12 protein-coding genes and 1 tRNA gene are annotated in these 24,244 nt (G+C 66.7%); 9 read left to right on the top strand and 4 right to left on the bottom strand.

Features of this window, described 5'->3' with window-relative positions:
- Positions 1-12 precede the first annotated feature (12 nt).
- Positions 13-88 (top strand) — tRNA-Arg (locus tag OLW90_RS03190).
- A 7-nt stretch (positions 89-95) separates the two neighbouring features.
- Here OLW90_RS03190 and OLW90_RS03195 read toward each other — a convergent pair.
- On the bottom strand, positions 96-1,583 hold the full coding sequence (locus tag OLW90_RS03195; RefSeq protein ID WP_319651325.1) for an MFS transporter: 1,488 nt from the start codon (positions 1,581-1,583) through the stop codon (positions 96-98).
- Between the two features lie 330 nt (positions 1,584-1,913).
- On the opposite strand from OLW90_RS03195, the gene OLW90_RS03200 reads away from it, so the two are divergent.
- The 8 genes from OLW90_RS03200 to OLW90_RS03235 are packed head-to-tail and all read left to right on the top strand — an operon-like array spanning position 1,914 to position 22,927.
- Positions 1,914-14,009 (top strand): non-ribosomal peptide synthetase, encoded by a 12,096-nt coding sequence (locus tag OLW90_RS03200; RefSeq protein WP_319651326.1) that lies wholly within the window; start codon positions 1,914-1,916, stop codon positions 14,007-14,009.
- On the top strand, positions 14,006-16,093 hold the full coding sequence (locus OLW90_RS03205) for a Gfo/Idh/MocA family oxidoreductase (protein WP_319651327.1): 2,088 nt from the start codon (positions 14,006-14,008) through the stop codon (positions 16,091-16,093). The genes OLW90_RS03200 and OLW90_RS03205 overlap by 4 nt, the downstream gene beginning before the upstream one ends.
- Complete coding sequence (locus OLW90_RS03210) at positions 16,093-16,851, top strand: thioesterase II family protein (protein WP_319651328.1); 759 nt, start codon at positions 16,093-16,095, stop codon at positions 16,849-16,851. Before OLW90_RS03205 ends, OLW90_RS03210 begins: the two co-directional genes overlap by 1 nt.
- A gap of 2 nt (positions 16,852-16,853) precedes the next feature.
- Complete coding sequence (locus OLW90_RS03215) at positions 16,854-18,578, top strand: ABC transporter ATP-binding protein (protein WP_319651329.1); 1,725 nt, start codon at positions 16,854-16,856, stop codon at positions 18,576-18,578.
- Positions 18,575-20,311, top strand: a complete 1,737-nt coding sequence (locus tag OLW90_RS03220; protein WP_319651330.1) for an ABC transporter ATP-binding protein — start codon at positions 18,575-18,577, stop codon at positions 20,309-20,311. The genes OLW90_RS03215 and OLW90_RS03220 overlap by 4 nt, the downstream gene beginning before the upstream one ends.
- A gap of 20 nt (positions 20,312-20,331) precedes the next feature.
- The gene (locus OLW90_RS03225) at positions 20,332-20,913 is read left to right on the top strand and encodes an MptD family putative ECF transporter S component (RefSeq protein ID WP_319651331.1); all 582 of its coding nucleotides are present in this window, start codon (positions 20,332-20,334) and stop codon (positions 20,911-20,913) included.
- Entirely contained in the window at positions 20,900-21,565 is a 666-nt protein-coding gene (locus OLW90_RS03230; RefSeq protein ID WP_319651332.1) for an energy-coupling factor transporter transmembrane component T, read from the top strand. The genes OLW90_RS03225 and OLW90_RS03230 overlap by 14 nt, the downstream gene beginning before the upstream one ends.
- 3 nt (positions 21,566-21,568) lie before the next feature.
- Positions 21,569-22,927, top strand: a complete 1,359-nt coding sequence (locus OLW90_RS03235) for an ABC transporter ATP-binding protein (protein WP_319651333.1) — start codon at positions 21,569-21,571, stop codon at positions 22,925-22,927.
- Here the strand turns inward: OLW90_RS03235 and OLW90_RS03240 are convergent.
- The 3 genes from OLW90_RS03240 to OLW90_RS03250 all read right to left on the bottom strand — a co-directional run bounded on the left by OLW90_RS03240 (position 22,884) and on the right by OLW90_RS03250 (position 24,230).
- The gene (locus OLW90_RS03240) at positions 22,884-23,027 is read right to left on the bottom strand and encodes a hypothetical protein (protein ID WP_319651334.1); all 144 of its coding nucleotides are present in this window, start codon (positions 23,025-23,027) and stop codon (positions 22,884-22,886) included. The genes OLW90_RS03235 and OLW90_RS03240 overlap by 44 nt on opposite strands.
- Positions 23,028-23,065: 38 nt before the next feature.
- Positions 23,066-23,302 (bottom strand): hypothetical protein, encoded by a 237-nt coding sequence (locus OLW90_RS03245; protein ID WP_319651335.1) that lies wholly within the window; start codon positions 23,300-23,302, stop codon positions 23,066-23,068.
- A 190-nt stretch (positions 23,303-23,492) separates the two neighbouring features.
- Entirely contained in the window at positions 23,493-24,230 is a 738-nt protein-coding gene (locus OLW90_RS03250) for a 3'(2'),5'-bisphosphate nucleotidase CysQ (RefSeq protein ID WP_319651336.1), read from the bottom strand.
- Between the last annotated feature and the right edge of the window lie 14 nt (positions 24,231-24,244).

Genomic DNA, 24,244 nt, shown 5'->3' on the forward strand with positions numbered 1-24,244 from the left:
GCTGCCTAGCAGGCCCCAGTAGCTCAGTGGATAGAGCACCGCTCTCCTAAAGCGGGTGTCGGAGGTTCGAATCCTCTCTGGGGCACCAAAATAGCCTATGCGCTCTCCGGGGTGATGTACCGATCCTTCTGTCGGATCGAGAAGAAGCAGATGAGGGCGCACACCACGGACACCGCGGCACCGGTGACGAGGATCGCATCTAGCCCAGCTATGAAAGCCTCCGTGATCTCCTGAACGCGGGGTTCCGGAAGGGCACCGTGCAGCAGGTCGATCTGTCCGGCGGTCGCGGCCTCCCGGACCGGGGCGGGTACCCAGGCCAGCGCATCGATGCGGGAGGTCAGGATCGCCCCGAACATCGCCACGCCGGCGGCGGTGCCCAGGGGGAAGGCGCTGTTGGCCGCTCCGGTGGCCGCGCCGGCGCGGGAGGCGGGCACGACCCCGATGGCGATGTTCATCATATGAGGCATGGCCATCCCGGCGCCGATGCCCATGACGAGCAGCGGGCCGATCACGGAGCGCCACGTGGTATCCGGCCCAAGGGTGAGAGCTGCCCAGAGCAGGCCGAGGGCGGTGATGAGCATCGCCACCCCCGTGACGATATTGACTCTGCCCGTCTTTTCTAGGGCTGAAGACGGCGCCGCGATGATGACCATCGGCAGGGCGAGCGCGAGGAGGACGAGGCCCACCCCGATCGGGGAGAGCCCCTGGACCCCGGAGAGCCAGAAGATCAGGTACGTCAGCAGGCCAAAGGTCACCAGGCGGCTGGTGAAGGACAGGATAATCGCCGCGCTGAAAGAGGGCACGGCAAACAGGCGGAGATCGAGCAGGGCATCCTCGCCCGCGCGCAGCTGGATGACGGCGAATGTCACGAGGAAAAGGACGGAGGCGACGCCCGCCGCGAGGACGTTCGCGGCCGACCAGCCTGCGTTGGGGGCGGTGATGAGGGCGTAGTTTGCTCCGAATAGTCCGAGGGCGACGAGCGTGGTGGAAACCCAGTCTCTCCCGGTGGTTTTCCGCCGCGCGCCCGCGGTGCCCGGTGCGACGAGAGCCATGACGATGATGGCGATGATGCTGACCGGGATGTTCACGGCGAAGATCCAGCGCCAGCCTCCGCCGTTGACGAGGAACCCACCGAGTAGCGGGCCGAGGGCCGCTGCCGCCGCGCCCGCGGCCATGAACGCGCCGACAGCGCGGGAGCGGGCGGCGTCGTTTCCTTTGTGGGCGTCGGCAATAAGGGGCATGCAGGTGCCGAATACGAGCGTCGCGCCGATAGCCTGGCACACCCGCCCCACGATCAGGATCCCGGCGGAGCCGGACAGCGCGCAAAGCAGGGACGACGCCCCGAAGATGAGGTGGCCGAGTATGAACAGCCGATGTCGAGGTATGTGATCGGAGAGCGCCCCGACGCCGAGGAGTAGTGCGGCAAAGATGAGGACGTAGGCGTTGACGATCCACTGGGTGTCCTCAAGGCCGGTGGAGAACTCTCGGGTGATGTTGGGCAGGGCGATGGTGACGACGGTCATGTCGAGTGTCATGAGTGCCGCCGAGAGGGCGACGACGGCGGTGAGCCAGCGGGCATTCACGTGATCCTCCTTAGGAATGTGTGATGTGGATCAATATTGCTGATTGTGAGGATAGATTCTGATATGATTCTAGATCATTGAATAAATAAATTCATGTACTTGAACTTATTGTTTCGGGGCACTTGCATGCCTGGCGGGGCGTGTCGGTACGGATGGGGATAGATGTGAGCGCTGGCGTGCAACCCCATTGGCGATGTGCACCACAAGAATCTTTACTGTCAAAAGTCATACCGCTTATCGTGTGACTCGTATTTTATATGATGGAGGAATGCTGTGAAGTCACCACAAGCCACGTCTGGCCGTGGTAGTGGCGAGGATCGTGACCATGTCATGAGTCGTCCGCTCACCGGTACGCAAAGGGCGTATCTCTCGGGACGCGAAGAGGATCAGCTCTACGGCGGCGTCGATTGCCTCGCTCTCTTTGAATTCATCGGCGATCCCATCGATGGTCACCGGCTGCGAACCGCCGTCGCCGCTCTGCGCCGCCACCCGGTGCTGCGCTCCACCATCGTTGAGTGCAGGCATATCGATGCCGGCCAGGAGGCGCGTCCGCCGCTGACCATCGCGGAAACCGAGGGGGCGGGCACTCACGAGGAACTCACAGCGTATCTGGCTGGGCACCGTCGGGAGATCCTCGGTAGACACGCCAACCATGCGGCCGGGGAGTCCGGGTGGCTAGACATCCTCCGCTGGCGCACCGATGACGGCCACGAGTGGGGGATTCTTCACATCAGCATCTCTCTCGCGGTCGCGGACCTCGCCGGCACGGGCATTATTGTCCGGGAGTTGGCTGCCGCTTATCGATCCTCCGGTGTGGCTGGGCCGTGGGTGACCTTCGCGGACATCGCTGGGCGCGAGAAAAAGAAAGAAAAGATCACGCCAGCGGGAACGCTGCCTCGGGCTACGGATTACCTTCCCGAGGGCCCGAGCATTCCGCTCGTCGGCACCCCGGAACGGACTGTGACCAGGCACGTCCGCAGGCTTGACCCGGAGTCGTGGGCAAGGATCGGGGCCGTCGCTGAGGCGGCGGGAGCCACCCGATCTGGGCTCCTGCTCGCGGTGTATCGGCATGCGCTCGGTCTGTGGTGCGGAAGCGAGGACTTCACGGTCATCGTTCCCGGCCTCGACGCTCGTGGTACTCCCGGAGACGTCTTGGATCGAACGCGGATGTGGGCTGTGCGCCCGCCATCGGCGATCGGTAGCACCCTTGGGGAGGCCTCCCGGGAGGCGAGCGCCGAGCTGCGCCGCCGTATTCGCAATGGGCTGGATTCCACGGAGGAGGTGCGCGCCCTGCTTCGCCAGGGTGAGGGCCACAGCGGGAGTCTGCCGTTCGTGCTTACGTGTGGTGGGGAAGAGGTGTTATTCCCTCATGACGTGCTGGAAACCTTCGGGCAACTCACGGCGACGGGGTCGGTGACACCGCAGGTTCTCGTCGATCTACAGATCCTCCGCCTCACCTCGGAGGAGGTCTGCGTGGCTCTCGATGTGCGCGACGGCGCTTTCCCCGATACCTTCGGGCCGGAGTTGCTGGGGACGGTAACCGACGCGCTGGATCGGATCGCGGCGTCGGAAAAGCTGGACGCCGGGTGCGATGACCGGCCGATGGACGAGCTCGTGCGGCTATCCGGCACTGAGCGGCGCGATGCCCTGAACTCCGTGCCGCCGGTGGACTCTGCCGCCCCCACCCTCCACGGGGCGTGGCTGCGGCAGGTGGAGGAGCGCCCGGGAGCCACGGCCGTCATCGATTCCGCCCTCGGTGCGAACCTTACGTATGCCGAACTCCACCATGCGGCTCTCCGTCTCGCGGCGGAACTAGCGGGCCGGGTCGCCCCGGGGGATCTCGTGCTGATCCGCCTGCCGAAGGGCCGAGACCAGATCACGGCAGTGCTCGCCACGTTATACCTCGGGGCGGGCTACCTGCCGGTGAGCGTCGATACCCCCGATGAGCGGATACGCGCCATCACGGAGGCCACGCAGCCAGCGGCGGTCATCGACCAGGTGGCCCCCGAGGTGTACACCGTCGGGGAGACCCCGGCTGATTTGCCGCGTGCCGTGGACGGCGAGGACTGTGCGTACGTCATCTTCACGTCTGGCTCGACGGGCACGCCCAAAGGCGTCGTGATGACCCACCGCGCGGCGGCGAACACCGTCGCTGCCGTGGTAGACCGTTACGGAATCGGCCCGCAGGACAGCGTCCTTGCAGTATCCTCCTTAGACTTTGATCTCAGCGTCTTTGATATCTTCGGTCTCCTTGGAGCGGGGGGCACCGTGGTGTGCATCGCGCAGGACGATCACCGCGATGCCTTTGCCTGGTGCGAACTTATTCGCAGACACGGCGTGACCACGTGGAACAGCGCCCCCGCTCTTGCGGAGATGCTCACCGTCGCCGCCGAGGAGGGGTCGGATTTGTCCTTGCGCCTGGTGCTCGTTTCCGGTGACTGGGTATCGCCCACGCTGCCCGCGCGCATCCGCGCCGTCACCGCGATCCCGGGTGGGGCACGCGTCGTTGCTATGGGCGGCGCCACCGAGGGCGGGATCTGGTCGAACGCGCACGTTATCGATGGATCCGAGGATCTTGATCCGGCCTGGCCCTCTGTGCCCTATGGCCGCCCCCTCCCGGGGCAGGCGTACCGGATCGTCGACGCCGCCGGGCGCGACGTGCCGGGTGGCGTAGTGGGGGAGCTGTGGATTGGCGGGTTGAGCCTCGCCACGGGGTACCTCGGCCGGCCGGATCTGACCGCCGAACGATTCATCACCGACACCGACGGTTCCCGGTGGTACCGCACTGGCGATCATGGCTACTGGGGCGATGATGACCTGCTGTTCTTCGTCGGTCGGAGAGACAACCAGGTAAAGATCCGTGGGCACCGGGTGGAACTCGGGGATGTCGAGCACCACCTCCGGGCCCTTGACGGCGTCGAGGCGGCCGTGGTTCTCCCCGAGCCGGGGAACACAGCGTTGCGTGCGCTCGTGGCGGTTGCAGGAAAAGCGCAGACCGCTGACCGAGTGCGTGAGGCTCTCGCCGCGACCTTGCCGGGATTCATGGTGCCGCGCGATGTGACCGTTGTGCCACAATTACGACTCACCGCGAATGGAAAGATCGACCGCGCGTGGGCCGAGCGAGTCCTGACCGCTGAGGAAGGAAAAGACAAAGACGCAGTCCCCCGCGCCCCAGAGGTAGAGGCCGACGTGGCCGCAGCCTGGGCCGCCGTGCTCGGGATCACGGATCATGCTGGGGAATCGAACTTTTTTGCCCTTGGCGGCGACAGCGTCGGTGCGACCTCCGTGTGCTCGCGCCTGCGGACGCTTGGCTACCGGGTGACGGCCGCGGACTTATTCGGCAACCCGACGTTCGACAGGTTCGCTGCCGCCGTGGAGGCGGCGGGACGCATGGAGAACATGGGCGACGAGGAAGCAGAGCGCCCAGACCACATGGCCGATGCCGGCGCCCGGTTTCCCCTCACCCCGCTCCAGCGAGCCTATGCGTTGGGGATCGACGGTATCCGAGGCACAGTCCGCGCCGCCACCGCGTATGCGGCGATCCTCAGTAGCGCCGGCGTCGTTTTCACCTCTGAGCAGGTCAGGGGTGCGGCGGAGGGGCTTGTCACTCGCTGGGCTGGGTTGCGAGTCATCCGTGATGGCGATGATGCTCAGCGCGTCGTGCAGCCCCGCGATGCCCTGCTCGTCACGGTGCTTCACTGCTCTGCAGATCTCCGTGGATACCTTTCCTCCGCCACCCCCAGGGTGCCGCTGGAACTTGTGCTCCCCGGAGAAAAAGCGCGTGAGGTCGGAGTGCTCATCAACTACCTGGCCCTTGATGGACGCAGCCTCGCCGTCATCCTCGGCACCCTCACCGCCGCGTTGTCTGGGGAGAACCCGGATCTGGTAGCGAGGGTGAACCCCTCCGCCGAGGTATTTGCCCGGCACTGCTACGCCCTCACCGCCGAGGAAGACGGGTTTACCGGACTCCAAACGGTCACGCCTGAGCCCCCGGTGCTTCCCATTGCCGCGGCATCCCACCTCGATGCGAACACCCCGCTCGCAACCTTCGAGAGCATCCGGGCGCGCGTTCCTCTCGCTGCTCTCGAACGATCCGAGGCAACCATCTCTGCGGTGGTTCTCTCTGAGTTTGGTTCTCTCCTCGCGCAGCGGTCGGGCATGAAGGAGGTGGGTATCGTCGTCCCGCTGAGCTACCGCCCGGACGGTGATGACCGCGAGGTTCTGGGGGCCTTTTCCCGGTTGGGCGTGTGCGCATGCCCGGCGGTGGCCGATCCTGCCGCGACACACGCCGCACTAGCAGCCGCGCTCACGGGGGGAAGCATGCAGATTGTCAGCAACGGCCGGACAGGCCGCTACCCGGTGGTATTCACGTCCGTGGTGGGGTATGACGCTGCTTTCGTTCCCGCCTCCCGTGAGGTACACGTGGACTGGTCGCTGACGCGGACCCCTGGAGTGCTCATCGACTGCCAGCTCACGACGCTCGACGAAGCGACCGTGGAGATCCGCTGGGACATGCCTGTTGGCGTACTCGACCGGGGCGCAGTAGACGAGATGTTCTGCGAGCTAGTCGGCCGACTAGGAGGCACCGTCTCCCGCACTGAACCCGCTACTGTGTCCGCCCTCCTCAAGGACGCGATGGCGCGTCTCGATGCCTCGACCGACCTCGTGCCCTGGGCGGCACCCGTCGTCGCGGCATGGCGGCGGTTTGTCACCGATGGGCCAGAGGCAGCCCGGTGTGCCGATGCCCCCGTTGCCTGGTCCGCCCAGGATGCACAGTTACTCGCGGACATCGTCCGTGGCCGTGCGCGGCGTTTTGCGATCCTCGATCACCCGGTGCTCTCCCCGCGCGCTCTCGCAGCGGCTCAGCCCACGGTTGCAAGGGCGCTGGACGCCCTGAACGAGCGGGTGCTCCGCCGCGCCGAGCATGGAGATCGAGTAAACGTCGTGGAACTCGGGTACGGGATCGGTGGAGCCACCCCAGAGGGGGCGGATAGCTGGATCGTCGTGGAACCCGACGAGTTCATAGCGGACATCGCTACGGTCAACGGGCGGACGTGCGTCCCCGACGCCGCCGATCTGACTTCCCCTGCGGATGTCGTGGTGGCCTGCGGTACCCTGCACCGGGACCCACGCCTGCGCGCCGGGCTCGCGGCGGTGCCGCTGGCGCGGGGCGCGGAAGTGCATGTCATCGAGGCCGAACACACGACGGCGGCGACGCTCGTTTCCGCGGCGCTGGTGAATCCGGCGATGCTCGGGGACGCCGACGATCGCGGGGGGTTGCTCCCCGCCGCCGAGTGGTCGGCACTGGTAGCCGAGGCCGGCCTGCGCCTTCGCTACCTCGAAGCAGAGGACGGACACAGCGTCATTCTGCGCGCAGTGGCTGCAGACACCGGTGCCGATACATCGGTCGCGACCACGGTTCCCGCGGCGTCGGATCGGCTTGATGTCACCACAGCGCTCGCGGCGAGCTGGCGCCGACACCTGCCCTACCTCCCCGGCGGCGATATCTCCGACGACACGGATTTCTTCGCTGTCGGTGGGGACTCCCTCGCCGCGACGCGGGTGCTTGCGGATCTGCGTGAGGCCGGAGTGACCGGCCTCCGCGCCGTAGACGTCTTTAACAACCCGACCTTCGGTGAGCTGCGTCGCCGGGTGATCGGTGGGCGCCGCGGCGTGGATACGCACCCCCTCACCCGAGTCCAGCAGGCCTACCTGGCCGGTGGAGACAGCGAGCAGCTTCTCGGAGGTGCCCCCGCCCGCTGCCTATTCGTATTCCACGCCCCCGCAGTGGACACCTCCCGCCTGGAGGCGGCCGTGCGCACGGCCGTGCGCCGCCACCCGGTTCTTCGTACGGTCATAGTGGATGGGCCAGACGGCGCGCCCGTAGCCCGAATCACAGCCGAGCATTCCTTGAATGCGTGGGCCGTCACCGACGACGCTGTTGCGGAACTGCGAGACCGCGCGCCCGATCCGCGTGCGGAGGGGCCGCTGGCGGTGCGCGTGTCCCTCGGGCCGGACGGAGCGACCATCGCGGTGTCGATGAATAACCTCCTGCTCGACGGGGCGTCGATGATGCTGCTCATGAACGAGATCGAGGAGCGCTATACCGACCCGAAGGTACGTGGAGATGATACCGCCTCTGCCGCTGCATACCTTTCGGAGCGACCGTGGCTCACCGATCCTGTGGCCCCCATTCCGTGGCAGGGACGGATGCTCAGCCCCACCGAACTGGACGAACGCCTAGACACCGTGATAGAGCAGCTTCCCCCGGCCCCGTTCGTCCCCGATCGCCAGACACTCGCCCAGTTCACCGACTCCTCAATGGCCCGGGTTGGCGCGGATATCGACGCCGCGGCGTGGGAGAAAATCCGCGCGGGCTTCGCCACCCGCCGTATCACCCCGGCGGCCGGTGTCCTCGCCGCCTTCGGTCGTGCCCTCTCCGCAGAGACCGGTGAGGATAGCCACACCATCAACCTCACCCGCTTCGACCGGGATTTGTCCGTGCCGGGCATCGATCGGGTACTCGGAGACTTCACGAGCCTCAGCCTCGCTGTGCTGCATGGCCTGAGCGCCGGAGACCGCGCGGTCGCGGAGCGCTCCGCACAGGACGCGGTAGCCAGCGCAGACGATCCGGCACGCGATACGCTGCGCCTCGCCGCCCGCGCGGTGCAAACCAGCGGCGACCCCGTGGCTGGGCTCTTCCCGGTCGTATTCACGTGCGCCCTGGGCCTTACTTCCCAACCGGAGCGTCCGTTGCGCGAGCGAAGTTTCGGCACTCAGGTTGAGGCGTCCTCCACGACGCCGCAGGTGGTCCTCGATCTCCAGGTCGCCGATGACGGTGGCGGCCTGCACCTCACCGCCGATTATCTCGTCCAGGTTATGCCCGAGGAGGTTGCGCGCCGGGTGGTTCGGCGCACCGTTGCAGAACTCACCGACCTTCCGAGTGGGGATGCGGCGGTTCTCGCCGAGGCTTGGGCGCAGGCCCTGGGGCTCGATCGGGTCACTGAGGACACCAACTTCTTCCGAGCCGGAGGCGACTCGCTTGCCGCCACACGCTGCATCAGTACCCTGCGGGCGCGCGGGATCAACGTCGCGCTTCGCACCCTGCTGACCATGCCCGATTTCGGCACCTTCCGCGACGCGGTGATCGGTACGGTGGGAGAGCCCACCTGCCCAGACGTGCCGGAGGGCTGGTTCGATCTCACCGATGTGCAGGCCAGCTACCTCATGGGCCGTACGACGGCCTACGAGGATGGTGGGGTCGCTTGCCAGGGCTATAGCGAATTCGCGCTGCCCCTTGACCGGCTGGACGCGGCTTCGGCGGCGGATCCCGTTGGGGCGGTGCGTCGCGCGTGGCGGAAAGTAGTCGATGCCCACGAGATGCTTCGGGCGCTCGTCGATCGCGAGGGGCGTCAACGTATTGACCATACCGCCGAGGCTCACGTGCGCGTGATCGACGTTTCTGCCGGGGAGACCGGCACCGGAGTCACCGCACCAGACCCGGAGACTGCGCGAGACATTGTTCGCGCCGAGGCACAGGAACGGAATTTCCCCGTCGGTCAGGCACCGATGGTGGAGCTTACGCTCACCGTCGGCTCCGGTGATCCGGTACTGCATCTCTCGGTGGATCTCATCGTCACGGACTACGTAGGTATCCGGTCCCTTGTCCGGGATCTTGACCACTGCCTACGGAACCCATCCGCCCCCCTCGATGCCCCGGCAATGACATTCAGGCAGTGCCTGGAGGCTCGCGCCCGACACGCAGAAACACCAGAGGGGCGTGCAGAGCAAGATCGGGACGCCCGTTGGTGGCAGGATCGGCTGGATTCCCTGCCGCCGGCGTTGATTTTTTCCCCGGATCCCGACGCGACGGGACTCGGGGGGACGACGCGCCGCAGTCATCGTCTGGACGCGGAAGCCTGGCGTGGACTGTGCGATACAGCCGCTGGGTTGGCGGTCACTCCCTCCGGGCTGGTGCTCGCGGCGTTCGCTACAGCCGCACGGCGGTATGCGGACATCGGGATTAGTGGGTATGCACAAGAACAAGATTCTGCCCTGGTCACCCTCACGACCGTGAACCGCGCTCCCCTGGAGGATGGCCCTTCCGCCGCGGAAATGGAGAGGATCGTCGGTGACTTCACCTCGACTGTGGTCCTCGATTTACCTTTGGGAGGAGAACTCGCGCCAACGGCGCAGGCTCTCCAACGCAGGCTTTTTGATGCCCTCGATCACGCGGCCTACCCGGGTGTGCGCGTCCTGCGCGACCTGCGTCGCGCAGGTGGGGAGGACCGCGGCCGTATCCCCATTGTTTTCACCTCAACCGTGGGGGTGGACACCGCCGAACCCCCGCAGATCCTCCGGGCGGTGCCCGGAACAGCGATCAGTAAGACCCCGCAGGTGCTCCTTGACGTGCAGCTTTCCCCGGACGGAGAGGCGGTCACGATGGACTGGGACTCGCGTGACGGTGGTTTCCACCCAGCGGTGCTGGATGCCCTCTTTGCCGATGTCCAGGACACCCTCGATCGACTCGCCGCAGGGGATCTAGACGCGCCCGCCCCCCGCCAGCCGGAGCCAGTAGTGCGAACCCGGTCGATGAACGGGCGGCTGCTCCACGGCCGGTTTTTGCGCGCGGCGCTCGACGTCCCGGAATCTCCGGCGATCATCCACGGGGATCACACGATGTCCCGGGGCGAGTTGTGCGCGACGGCGGTGCGGATCGCTGAGGGGCTTCCCGGAGGCCGCGCGCCGGTTGCGGTGCTCCTCCCGCCGGGGGAGGAACAGATAGCGGCGCAATTCGCCGCGCTGCTCAGGGGACGTGCCTTCGTGCCGCTCGACCCTGACTGGCCGAAACCCCGGATCCGTGCCGTGCTGGACATAGTGCGGCGGGCATATACGGAGGAAGTTCCAGTTATTGACGATGCTACGCTGTGGGCGGCCCGCGAGGGAGACGCAACAGAGTGGCGGGACGCGGTGCGGAGGGCGCTGGCCGAGCCGCTGACCGACGAACTCGCGTACGTCATCTTCACCTCCGGCTCGACGGGCACTCCGAAGGGGGTGGCGGTAACCCACCGCCAGGTATGCGCAACCCTCGATGAGATGGAGGACCGTCTGGGCCTCACGGACGAAGATCGCGTCCTCGCAGTATCCCGCCCATCTTTCGATCTCGCGATATTTAACATCTTTGGGGTGCTCGGGGCAGGGGGCGCCGTGGTGGTGCCGACGTGCGGGACGGTCCCAGACCCGGAGACGTGGGCGCTGGATCTCCGTCGGCACGGCGTCACGCTGTGGAACTCTGTGCCCGCGCAACTGACGATCCTGCTCGATCATCTGGGCGATGCAGACGGCGCCACCGAAGAGATACCGCTGCGCGCGGTTCTCGTCTCTGGAGATCGAGTACCAGTGGATCAACCCGCCCGCGTGCGGGCCTTCGCCCCGAAGGCGATCATCGACGCTCTGGGGGGTGCTACCGAGGGATCCATCTGGTCAATCGCCCACCGCTGCACCCCGGAGCAGGACGCCACGTGCCGCTCGGTGCCTTATGGGCGCGCGCTCGGCCATCATGCCGTGTGGGTTCTGGATCGGAGCGGTGGTCGCGCGGCGATCGGTCAGCGCGGGGAGATCGTTATCGCCGGGGATGGGGTGGCCGAGGGATACCTCGGCGATCCAGAGCGCACGGAAGCAGCGTTTGGCCGGCATCCCGGTACCGGGGAGAGGTGCTATCGCACCGGGGACATCGGACGGTACCTGCCGGACGGAGAGATCGAATTCTGTGGTCGGGTCGATGATGGCCAGATAAAGATCCGTGGTCACCGCATCGAACTCGGTGAGGTCGAGGCTGGGTTGCGACAGATCGAAGGGATTGCCGATGCTCTTGCCGCAGTGACGGGTGAGGGGGATCGGAAGGAACTCGTTGCCGTCGTCGTGCCCGAGGCCACCTCGCCCCCGGGCGCACTGGCGGCTGCGGTCACCGCCCGGAGCCGGGCGGAGGGACTCAACGAGGACCAGAGCCGGGATTTTCGGCGGATACACGAGTTGGTGACCGCCGCCGCGCTTGACGCCATGACCGCGCAGATTGCACGAGTGACCCTTGATTCCCCAGACGGAACCGCGAGCCGAGATGAGATCGTCGCGGGCACAGGTGCCCAGGCCCGCGGCACTCTCATCGACAGGTGGATAGAGGAGTTGGAGCGCGTGGGCCGCCTGCGGCGTGCTGACGGGCGAGTGTCCGTGGTGGAGCCGGAGATCGCTACGGAGGATCACTGGGCGGAGATTTACCGGCTCGATGAGAGGCTAGGCTACGGCCGTTGCCAGCTAGACTATTTGCGATCCTGCCTGGACGAGCTGCCGGGCTTGCTAGAAGGCAGCGTGGACCCCCTTTCCCTTCTATTCCCCGCAGGGGATATGTCCGTGGCTCGCGCCGCCTACGGGGAAAACCTCCTGGCCTCATACCTCAACCGGGTGTGCGCGGCGGCGGTTGCGCACCATGCGCGGAGCCTTTCTCCGCAGACGTGTCGAATCCTGGAGATCGGTGCGGGTGTTGGTGGGACGACCGCCGAGGTGATCAAGGAGCTACCAGAGATCGGCGTGGACTACCTGTTCACGGACGTGTCCCGATACTTCACCGGGGCCGCCGAACAGGAGTGGCCGCAGGTGCGCACCGCCTTATTCGACATCAACACCGATCCCGAGGAACAGGGTGTGGAGCCGGGATCGGTAGATGTGGTGCTGTGCGCAAACGTGGTGCACAACGCTCGGAATATCGACGACGCACTGGGACGGATCGATCACATGCTTGCCCCGGGCGGGGTGTTCGTCGCCATCGACTCGACGGCGACGAACGCTCCCCTCATGGCCTCGATGGAGTTCAAGGAGGGTCTGGGCGAAGCGACCGATGACCGCCTGATCACGGGTTCGCCGTTTTTCACCCTCGAACAGTGGCGGGAGGCGCTCGACGCCTCACCGCTGACGACTGTCGCGGTGTTTCCGGAACCGGGGTCGGCGTTGGAACTCGGGGCTCAACACGTTTTTATCGCGCGGAAGTCAAACCCCAAGGACGCGCTTGACGCCACGGAAATGTTGCCTGAACAGATGCGACCTCGACGGATCGGGGTGGTTGAGGCCTTGCCCCTGACAGCGAACGGGAAGCGGGATCGCGCCACCGTGGCCGCCCTGGTGTCGGAGACGCGCCCGACCAGCTCGCGGGTAGCCGCGTCGGTGGACCCGGTGACCGATGCCTGGCGGCGAGTCCTCGGCCTCGATCCGTCCGAGCCGTTGACCGGGGACGCTGACTTCTATGATCTCGGCGGCGATAGCCTGCTGCTCGCGCGGTGCATCGGGCAGATGCGCCGCGCGATCGATCGGGAGGATCTACCGAGCTGGGACGAGACGCTGCGTGCCATCGTCGCCGACCCCACAATTGATGGCTGCCGCCGCGTACTGGGGCTTACCGTGCCGAAAGAAACAGCGCACGAGGCGCCGTCTCCCACGGGCGGCCCTCGCCTCACGTGGCTGCTGCCCTGCACCGAGGCCGGGATGACCGATCTCACGGTGATGGTCCACGACGGTTCCGGCGGCATCGCCCCGTACGCGGAGCTCCTCCGGGAACTGACAGAGCGCGGCGCGGGGCCGGTGTTGGGCATCGAGCGCTCCGCCGGAGACAACTATCTCACGACCCCGCCGGAGACGCTATTCCACGATCTTGCCGAGCGGTATGCTGCGAGCGTCTTGGAGACCGAGGCGCAGCGAGTACACGTCATCGGGTATTGCATGGGCGGGCTCCTCGCTGCCGGTATAGCCGACCGTCTCGCCGCGTGCGGGGTGGAGGCCGCCGCGACGGTCATGAGTTCCTACAGGATCCCCTTCACCGTGCGCGATGAGATCCTTCTGGACTTCTCCTTCGCCCGCCTTATGAAGTGCAGGCCGCAGGACATGGGCATAGACATTGACGAGGATGCCCTCGGTGGCGTGCTGCGCGCGGCCCGACGAGACGGGCACGGTGACATGACCGCCGAGGTACTCCACGGCTACGCCAGCGAGAACCTGCGCGCGCAGCTGGCCCGCGTGCCACGGACATCGAACGAGCGGATCGGTAGGTTCCTCCGCACGGAGGCCGGGCGGGCGTGGTCCCAGGAATCCCTCGCCGCCCTGCGGCAGGTGTACGTTCACAGTCTCGCGGCGGTGGCGGCATGGTCCGAGCCGCCGGTGACCGTGCCTGTGACATTCCTGCGGCAGCGGGATCCGCTGTCCTTCCTGCCGGACCTCGGAGAGGATATGACGGCGTTCTGGACTCAAGAGTGCCAGGGCGGCCTTGAGATCATAGACATCGACGGTGACCACTTCACTTGTCTCGACGCCGCGCACGCACCGGCGGTAGCAGACCTGGTGCTGGCGAGGACACCGTGGTGGGGATCGGGGGAGGAGCGATGACCAAAACGGTGCTCGTGAGTGGCGCTACCGGGGCAGTGGGGTCCGCAGCGGCGGCGCGGCTGATCCGCGTGCTTGGCCAGGGGGACCGCGTGGTGCTCCTCGGTCGTGATATCAATCGCCTCGCGGCCACCGCCGCGGCGTGTACCGACGGCCAACCCGGGCCGACCGTGGAGACGGCGTTGCTCGATCTCAAGGATGATCCGAGGTCAGCGCTGGGTGCCACCCTTCTCGAAGGAGACCCGGCCGTGTTCATTAACGCGGTGGGGCCTTCGTCGGTAAGCACCATACCGCTGGCCCGTGCGGCGCTGTCGTTGGGCCTGCACGTCGTGGACGCTCACGGCTCGGAGCGGATCATCGCTGAGCTCGACGGGGCCGCGCTGCGTGCCGGGCGAAGCGTCCTCCTCGGTGCCGGTGTGCAACCGGGATTAACCGGAGCGATGCTGACGGCGGCGCTGCGGCTGGTGGCAGATCCGAGCCGCGCGCGAGTGGAGATCGCCGTCGGCGGGCGCCAGCCGCTGACGACGGCGACGCTGCGCGAATACATTGACTCGCTTTCCGCCGACGGTGGCTGGCCGGGAGCGGTGTGGCGTGATGGTGCCGTGGTCAAGGGTGAGGCCTGCGAACCATCCGCACCAGGATGGCGCCCCCCGAATGGGGCTTCGCTTAGCGTGCATCTCGACGAGGAATACGTGGACGCCGCCCGCATGGCCGGTGTCGCGTATCTGCGGGGAATCAATGTCATGGACGCCCCGGAGACTGTGCGAGAACTCCGCCGTCTTATCGCAGGGGAAGCCACGGCTGAGGATGTTGCCGCCGCATCCCGGAGGGAGAGTGAGCTAGAGCGGTACTTCCGCATCGCCGTGCGCATCCGGGCGGGGCATGAGACCGTGACCGCTGACTATCAATGCGCGGACAGCTACCGAGCGACTGGAAACTTTGCTGCGGAGGCGGCTCTGAAGCTATTCGCTGAGGCGCAGCAGGGAGCCCGGTGGGCGTATGCGAGCGGGGCCGCGTGGACCGGCGACGTGACGTTCACCTACGACCTCGATTCCCGGGGAGCCGTGGTCGTCGGAGCGGGTTTCGGTGCCCGCTACGCGGAGGCGCTCGCGGGCCCTGATTCACCAGTACCGCTGACGGCGATCGTCGGCACTGGCGGGCGAACCGGCCAAACCCTCGCCCGCGATCTGGGGGTACGGTACTTCGCCGTCGGTGACACCACCGAGGTACCGAGCCTTCCCGGATTTCCCCGGGATACGGCAGTGGCCGTTATCGCCGTGCGCAGCGGGGTGGTTGGTGGGCAGGGGGACGCCCTCGCCGCAGGGTTGCTCCGCGCCGGGATCCCTGTGCTCCAGGAGCTGCCGGTTGATCCGGGTACCGTTGCCACGTTGACCTCCTTGGCCCGCGAGTACGATACGACCTATCGGGTCACCGGCTTCTATGAGCACCTCGGTTCCGTCCGAGCGTTCATTGACGCGGTTCGCTCGCTTATCCTACGATCAACCGTCACCCACGTCTTGCTCCGCACGAGCCATCAGGTTCTTGACCGGGCGGCGCTGTTGCTCGCCGAAGCAGTGGGCGCGGTGCCGCTGGGAGACGCGCGCATCGCCCCCGGGGCCGCACCGGGCCGATGGCTTATCTCTGGGATGTGGGGGAGAGTACCCGTTGACATCCTGCTGGATCACCGCATGGATCCACGTGACCCGGACAATCACTCCCAGCCGGTCGCTGCGGCGGTCGTCGAGACTGCCGATGGGGAACTGACGTGGGATGGTGTTGGCACACTCCCTCGCTGGTCGCAGCGCCCGCACATCGCAGGTGGGGCACTTACTGACCCGAACGGCGCGGTTGCGCAGGAGTGGGGGCGGGGACCCGTCCCGCCCACCTGGGGTGAACTCGTGGAAACCGCATGGCCAGAGGGCATTCGCCGTGCGGTCGCCGGGCTCCTCGATGCGGGCGCGGGGGAGAGCCGGCGCACGGTGTTCGTGCTGCGGTGGTGGCTGCGCGTCTCCTCCGCCCTCCCGGCGCCTGTGGACATCCGCTCCACGCCGCCGGTGCGGATGGACCCACCGCAGGAGGCGCGCTGATGAGAAATATCCTCGTCCCCGTGCCGGGCTCGGCGGCACCCTCCTCCACTATCGTGGTCTTCCCCCACGCCGGGGGAAGCCCCCGGCAGTACGCACCGTGGGGCCGGATCGCGGGATCGCAGGCTCGGGTGCTCGGGGTGACGTATCCTGGCCGGGATCATCGGTTGGGCGACGCGCACCCGGCGACGATGCGCGACCTCGCCGAGGAAATAGCCGCCGCTCTCGACGCCGCGTCTCCCCTCATACTCGCGGGCCATTCCCTCGGAGCGATCCTCGCCTATGAGACGCTGCTCGCCTGGCAGCGTGCGGGCGGGGGCGAGGGGACGACGCTCGTCGTCAGCGGGCAGACCTCCCCGGATCACGTGGGTGGCGGCACCCTGCATCTTAGGGCGGACGGCGCCCTCGTTGAGGCGTTGTCTCGCAGCAGCCCGGACACTGCCCGGGCTCTCGCCGAATCCGAGCTCGCGGCGTTGTACCTCCCGGCGATCCGCGAGGACTACCGCCTCATTGAGACATACTCCCCACCACCTCCGGGAAGTGCTACGACCCAATCATCAATCGTTGTGGTGAAAGGATACGCCGATGAAGAGTTGATTACTGCTTCTGTCGCAGGGTGGCAGCGCCTGTCCCCTGACGTCCTCGGACCTGTCCTTGTGCCTGGGGATCACATGCACCATATTGATCGCCCGGAACTAGCCCAGATGTGTTGCGGCGGAGTTCTCCGTCATGCCGCCCGCACCTTACAGAGAAAGAGATAACCATGACCACAACCCGTATCTTGCGCCCGGTGCTGCCCGCCCTCGCAGCCGGCGTGATCCTCCAGGGGATCGGTTCCGCGATGACCATCGTGACTTATGTGGCGTTGGCTACCCTGACTGATCGCCTCCTTGGCGGTGACGTCGCCGTCGCCGGCCCCCTCCTGTGGTTCCTCACCGGCCTTGGGCTCAGCGCTCTCTTTGGTGCCGTGGCCCTGATGATTACGCACTTCGCGGACGTGCGCCTCCAAGCCCGCCTGCGGCTCACGCTCGCGGCGAAGCTGTCCCGGCTGCCTCTCGGGTGGTTCGATGATCGCTCCTCGGGGCGGGTGCGCCAGGCCGTCCAGAATGACGTTGATTCGCTGCACCAACTCGTCGCCCACACCGTTGTGGAGATCGTCGCGGGCGTGCTTACTCCGCTTGCGGGTGTCGTCGTGTGTTTCCTTCTTGACTGGCGGCTTGGCCTCGTAGCCCTGATCCCCGGAGTGCTCTACGCCGTGGTGTTCAGCGTTCTGGCCCGGGGCTCCAACCGGGAGGTCATGGATCGTATCCATGAGGGCCTCGCCGGGGTTTCTGACGCGGTGGTGGAGTACGTCAACGGTGTGGCCGTGCTCAAGATCTTCAACCACGGGGAGGAGGGTTCGCGTCGGTTCACCGAGCGCTCGGATGCCTTCCTGCGCAACTTTGCGGCGTTGGTTGCCCCGCAGATGCGTGCCCAGTCCGTTGCCGTGGTCTTTCTGTCCGCGGCTTTCGCCGGGGCGGTCGAGTTGGCCTTCGGCGCGTGGTTCGTTCACGCGGGGTGGAGCCGTCCGGCGGACGTGCTCGTGGTCACCGTCATCGCCATGCTCCTGCCGGCGAGCCTTCAGACCCTCGCCCTCGGCAACCAGGCCCGTACCCAGGCTATCGACGCCGCCGGGCGCGTTGTCGAGATCCTTGACGAGCCCGAGCTGCCGGTGACCGATTCTCCCCGGCGCCCGGAGCGGCCCTATAGCGTCACCTTGCGGGACGTTACTTTCTCTTATGGCACGGATACCCCGGCGGTGGACGGGGTGACGGCGGAGATCCCCGCTGGTGGCGTCACCGCCCTCGTCGGACCGTCCGGGTCGGGTAAGTCCACCCTGGCCGCCCTTATCGCTCGGTTCCGGGACGCGGACGCGGGCTCCGTGGCCGTCGGCGGTGTGGACGTGCGTGATATGGATCCAGAGGTGCTGCGGCGCACCGTCGGCACCGTGTTTCAGGACACGGGACTGCTGTCCATGTCCGTCATCGACAACATTTGTCTCAGTGCCTCGGGCGCGCCAAAGGAACGGGTCATTGAGGCCGCGCGGGCGGCGAATATCCACGAGCGCATTCTCGCCCTGCCCCGTGGGTATGACTCGGTGATTGGTGAGGACGCCCGCCTCTCCGGCGGCGAGGCTCAGCGCATTGGCATCGCCCGCGCGCTGCTCGCGGACAACCCGGTGCTCATTCTCGACGAGGCCACGTCCGCGACCGACCCCGAATCCGAGACCGCCGTCCAGGAGGGGCTCACTCGACTCACGCGCGGCCGGACGGTTGTGGTCATCGCCCACCGTCTCACCACCATCGCGGACGCGGATCGCATCCTCGTCATGGATCGGGGGGCCGTGGTCGAGTCCGGGACGCATGGCGAGCTTCTGGCTCGCGGCGGCCTGTACGCCCGCATGTGGGAAGACATGGAACAATCCACCGAACAGGAGGCCACCCGATGATCCGCTCGTTGCTTGCCCTTACCGATGGCCAGGATACCCGGCTTATGCACCGGGTCCTCACCCTCGCCGTCGCGGCCGGAATCACGCAGGGCATCGCGATCCTGCTCATGGTTCCCGTTTTCACCGCGCTTTTCCGCGCCGATTGGCCCGCAACTGGCTGGGCGCTCATTGTTCTTGGCGTTGCGGTGCTTCTCCATTCCGTCATCATGGCCGTCGCCACGAGCTCCGGGTTCACCGGTTCGCTCGGCGTGATCCGCTCGATGCACCGGGGCCTGGGGAGTACGCTGCTTCGCCTACCGCTGAGCTGGTTTGGCCCGGAGTCGCAGGGCCGAGCGTCTCACTCCGCGGTGCGGGGAACGCTCTTCGTGGCCACGGCGGCGATGGACGTGCTCGTTCCCCTCACCGTGAGCATCACGGCCCCGGCGACGATCGCCGTTGGTGCGCTGCTGCTGGACTGGCGGGTCGGGTTGGTGCTCATGGCCGCCGGGCCGGTCGTGTACCTGTCCGCCCGGGTTGCTGCCCGATGGGAATCCGCGGGAGAGGAGCGGGTTCGGGGGGTTCGTGCGGATACGGATTCCCGGCTGCTGGAGTTCGCCCGGGGCCAGCAGGTTTTGCGCTCCTCTGGCATCGCTGCGGACTATCCGCCGCTGCACCGGGCGATTGATCAGCAGCGGGAGCTGGGCCGCCGGGCGTTGTGGCTGTCCGTCGGCGGGATGGTGCTCCAGGGGTTTGTCCTCCAGTTCATCCTCGGCGTGGTCTCGGCGCTTGCGGTGTGGACTGCCACCGGAGGTGGCGATGCCGTGACGGCGGTGGCGCTCGTCGGCCTCGTTGCCCTCGCCGTCGGGCCGCTGCGGGTGGTGTCGTCCATGTCCACGGCCCTGCACCAGTCGAAGGAGGAGATCGACGACGTCCGCGCGCTGCTGACCACGCCCGGTCTGCCGGAGCCCGCCGAGGCGGTGGCCTTCCCGGAGCGCGCCGACGTCCGCCTCCGCGACGTTCGCTTCAGCTACGGCGAACACCGGGTGCTCGACGGCGTGGATCTCACGGTCCCGGATCGAACGTACACCGCGCTTGTCGGCCCCTCGGGTTCCGGCAAGACGACCATCGTCCGGCTCATCGCCCGGCTATGGGACGTCGATTCCGGCTCCGTGGAGATCGGTGGCGTGGATCTACGGGATATGACGACGACCGACCTCTATGGCCATATATCGATGATCTTCCAGGACGTCTATCTCTTCGACGACACCCTGTGGGCGAACATCGCCCTCGGTGACCCCTCGGCGAGCCCGGAGGAGATCCGCGCGGCAGCCGACCGGGCGCACGTCACGGAGATCGCCGATCGCCTCGCCGAGGGCTGGGATACCCGCGTCGGTGAGGGAGGAAGCTTACTTTCCGGGGGCGAGCGGCAGCGCGTGTCCGTTGCTCGGGCGCTACTGCGCAAGGCCCCGCTTGTTGTATGCGACGAGCCGAGCAGCGCTCTTGACCCCACGACCCGCCGGGCCGTGACCGAGGCCCTCGCGGATCTATCCCGCGAGGCAACCGTGGTGGTGGTCGCCCACCAGCTAGAGACCATTCGCGGCGCAGACCAGATTCTCCTGCTTGAGGGCGGGCGGATCGCGGCCCGAGGCACCCACGAGGAACTCGCCCGGGGCGACGAGCGCTACCGGCGGTTCTGGTCCCTCCGCGAGGAAGCCGGCCGCTGGAATCTCGCGGCCGATCGACAATCAAACTAGGTACGAAAGGAATCATACCCATGAGAACCCCTCTCTCCGGCCGTGACCTCGTCACCGTCGGTATCTTCACGGTGATCCTCGCGGTCATCAACGTTCTGTGCAACGCCATCGGGGTGTTCGGCCCGGAGGTCCAACCCTTCGGGGCCGTCACCGCGGTCATCATCAATGGCATCCCTTTCGCGCTGTTCATCAGGCGCGTCCAGGGCTTTGGCCTCGTGACTATCACGGCCACGCTGCTGAGCCTCATCTCCGGGCTGCTTGGCGACGCCTTTGTGGGTGTGCCGATTGCCTTCCTCCTCGGCCTCCTCGCGGACCTGATTATCCGCAGCGGGGGCTACCGGGATGCCCGGCGCACGATTCTCGGCTACGGCATCTTTGGCATCTATCCCATCGGTTCTTTGTTGCCTCTGTTGTTCATGCGCGATGACATCGTCGCCCGGTACGCTGAGCACTCCGATCCCGAGTGGGCCCAGCGCTTCAGCGATTTCCTCTCCACGCCGATGATCGTCGCGATGATTGTGATTCTCTTCGTCGCCGCGCTCATCGGCGGGTGGATCGGCCAGCGCGTCCTGCGATCCTATTTTTCTCGTGCGGGCCTTTGATCCTCGCGCCGCCCTCGTTGCCCTTGTTATCATCAACGTCTCCCTGCTGGCCGTGGGAACGGAACCGCTTGAGATGGTCGGGGCGGTGATCGTCGCGGTGGCCCTGCTGTCCGCGAGGCGGCCTGTTCTCGCTGCTATCGTCCTCGCCCTTGAGGTGGTGTTGGTCTACGCCGCCTTGCCTGCCCTGGTGGCCTTCGCGTTCACCTTTACCTACCGCTTCCTCCTCGTGGGGTTGTTGTCGTGGGTGCTGCTCGGCGGGATCACCACCGGCTCGCTCCTCTCGGCGCTGGGGTGGGCGAGGGTGCCCCGGGTGCTGGTGGTTCCGGCGGTCGTCGCTGTGCGGTTTCTGCCGGTGGTCGTGGACGATGCCCGCACTATCCGCGATAACCTCGTCCTCCGGGGCATCGTGTCCTCGGGGCCGGCGTTGTTCCTGCACCCGGTGACGGCGGTTCGCCGGGCGGTGCTGCCGCTCGTGGCGAGTTCCGTGCGCACAGGGGACGAACTTTCCGCCTCTGCGCTGCTTCGGGGCCTGGGAAGCACGCGCACGCCCACCCCCGTCGTGCTCCTGCGGCTGCGGTGGGCGGATGCGCTGCTGCTTCTCGTCGCGGTCGCGGTGGGTGCGCTTGCCGTCCAACAATCCATCGGAGGTTAGAAGATGCATTCATCCCGCCCGGTTGTTCACGCCCGTGGCCTCACCCTCACCACCGAGCAGACCGTCCTCCTCGACGACGTGAACCTTAGGGTCGATCCTGGCGAGGCGGTTCTTATCACCGGGCGCTCCGGGGCGGGGAAGTCCTCGCTACTGCGCGTGCTCAACGGACTCGTTCCGCACGTGTATCCCGGGAGCTTGTCCGGGAGCGTCGAGGTCGGCGGGATCGACCCGGCCACGGCCGACCTCGCCGTCACGGGTCGCATCGCTGCCACCGTGTTCCAGAATCCCCGCACCCAATTCTTTGCCACGGACGTGCTCTCCGAGATCGCCCTTGGGGCATCGAACGCGGGGCTACCCAGGGAGGACATTCTCAGAAGAATAGACGAGGCTGCCGAGCGCTTTGAGCTCACCGGCCTGCTGGGGCGCGGCATGACGGAACTCAGCGGCGGCGAGCGGCAACGGGTGGCGCTTGCCGCCGCCGTGGTGTCCCGGCCGCGGCTCTACCTGCTCGACGAGCCGACCGCGAACCTCGACGCCGCGAGCACCCGCCACTTCGCCGAGGCGGTGCGGGATCTGCGGGAATCCGGGGCGACGCTCATCATCGCCGAGCACCGGCTGCATCACCTCGTGGGCGTGGTGGATCGGGTGGTGCGGATGGAGGGCGGGCGCATCGTCAGTGACCTCCCCGCCGAGGAATTCTGGGCCATGCCCCGGGCGGGGCTTCGCTCATTCGAGGAACCCCCGGAGAACCCGCTTCCCCCGGCGTCGCTCGGCGGGGACGGACTGATTGTGGAGAACGCGCGGTTTCCCCGAGGCGCGGTGACGTGTGTGACGGGCCGCAACGGCGCGGGGAAGTCCACGCTGCTGCGCATGCTCGTTGGCCTCCACAAAGCCAAGGGGAAGGTGCAGCTGGACGGGCGGGAACTTTCTCCCCGGCGGCGCCGGGCGGTGTGTGCGGCGGTCATGCAGGACGTCAACCGCCAGCTATTCGGCGAAAGCGTCGAGGACGAGTTGCGGCTTGGTCTTCGCGGCAGGCGAGACTGCCGAGCGCTGCTCGCCTCGCTTGGATTGGCGGGACTGGAGGATCGGCATCCGCTGAGCCTCTCCGGCGGGCAGCGGCAGCGCCTGGCGGTGGCGACTGCGCGGATCGCGGAGGCGGAGGTCATTGTCTTTGATGAACCGACCTCTGGGCTGGACCTTGAGGCGATGGAACAGATGGCTGAGGTCATACGGTCCTGCGCCGAGCAGGGGGCCGTGGTGATCGTGGTGACGCACGACCGTGAACTCGTGGATCGCGTTGGCGATTATGAGCTGAGGGTTATTGCTCCCCAAACTCTAGCTCGAGCAGATGCAGGGGGGTAAACAGGGAATCGTCCTGCTGGTTGCTCGCGGCAAGCACGCCTACCACGTTGCCGTCTCGATCCATGAGAAGTCCGCCGGAGTTCCCGGCGTAGGTGACCACGTTGGAGTTGATGAGGATGCCGGGGTATTTGTTGTCGCTCAGGATAATGCGCCGGGGCGTGGCCTCCGTGATGATCCCGGTGCTGTAATTATCGGAGGAGCGGAATTACGCGTAGTCGTCGCGGCGGAGTCGCCCCGCCCCACGTGCCCGGTCACCTGGACGTCCGGGTTGAGGGCGATCTGCACGACGTCGAGGGGGAAGGGGAGATCGGACCCCAATCCTGCGATGGTGCCTAGGGCCTTCCCGGTGTGGAGGGAGTAGATGGTATCGTCCACGCTCCAGGTGCTCTTCCCGCAGTGTAGGCGGTGTGCTCATCGACGATGTTGAGCGTGCACATATATCCCTCCATGGCGTGGATCACGGCACCCTGCTGGATAGTGGTGCTGGCGTGCGCGGCGGGGGCGAACGCAGTGATAGCGAGGGCGACCCCGAGGAAAGAACGGGTAATTTTCATGGAAGTTTAAGTTATCCTTGTTGCGCCACCACCTCCAAGATTTCCTCCGCCAATTCAGGGCGGCAGATGAGCAGGTCGGGAATGTAGGTGTCCTTATTGTTATAGGTCAGTTTGCTGCCGTCGAGGCGCGAGCAGTGCAACCCGGCGGCCTTGGCCACACCCACGGGGGCCGCCTGATCCCATTCGTACTGGCCACCGGCGTGCACATAGGCATCGCAATCGCCCAGGAGCACGTGCATGGCCTTGGCCCCGGCGGAGCCCATGGGCAGGAGATCACAGTCCAGGGCCTCGGCCACGGCGGAGGCCACCGCCGGGGGCCGCCGCCGCGAGACCGCGATCTTGCGGGCATAAGGGCCGGTGACGGCGCGGACGTCATTGGAATCAAAAACCACGCCCAGATCCGGCAGCCCCACAGCGGCGTGAATGGGCACTCCGTTTTCCACCAGGGCGATGTGCACGGCCCAGTCCTGGCGGCCGGTGGCAAATTCCTTGGTGCCATCGAGCGGATCGACGATCCACACCCGCTCCTTGCCGAGGCGATCGAGGTCGTCGGAAGCCTCCTCGGAGAGGAACCCATCGCCGGGGCGGTGCTGCTCTAGCACGCGGGAGATCCAGCTCTGGGCCAGCTCGTCCCCGGCGTCGCCAAGGTTGCGTCCCCCCAGCAGCCCCACGTTGCGGATACCCTTGAGAATCTCTGCGGCCCCCTGGGCGAGGTGATGGGTGAGGCGGGCGTCGGAAAGCACAGTCATGCCCGCCATTTTAT

The organism is Corynebacterium sp. 21KM1197, assembly GCF_033783015.1.
Lineage (GTDB): Bacteria > Actinomycetota > Actinomycetes > Mycobacteriales > Mycobacteriaceae > Corynebacterium.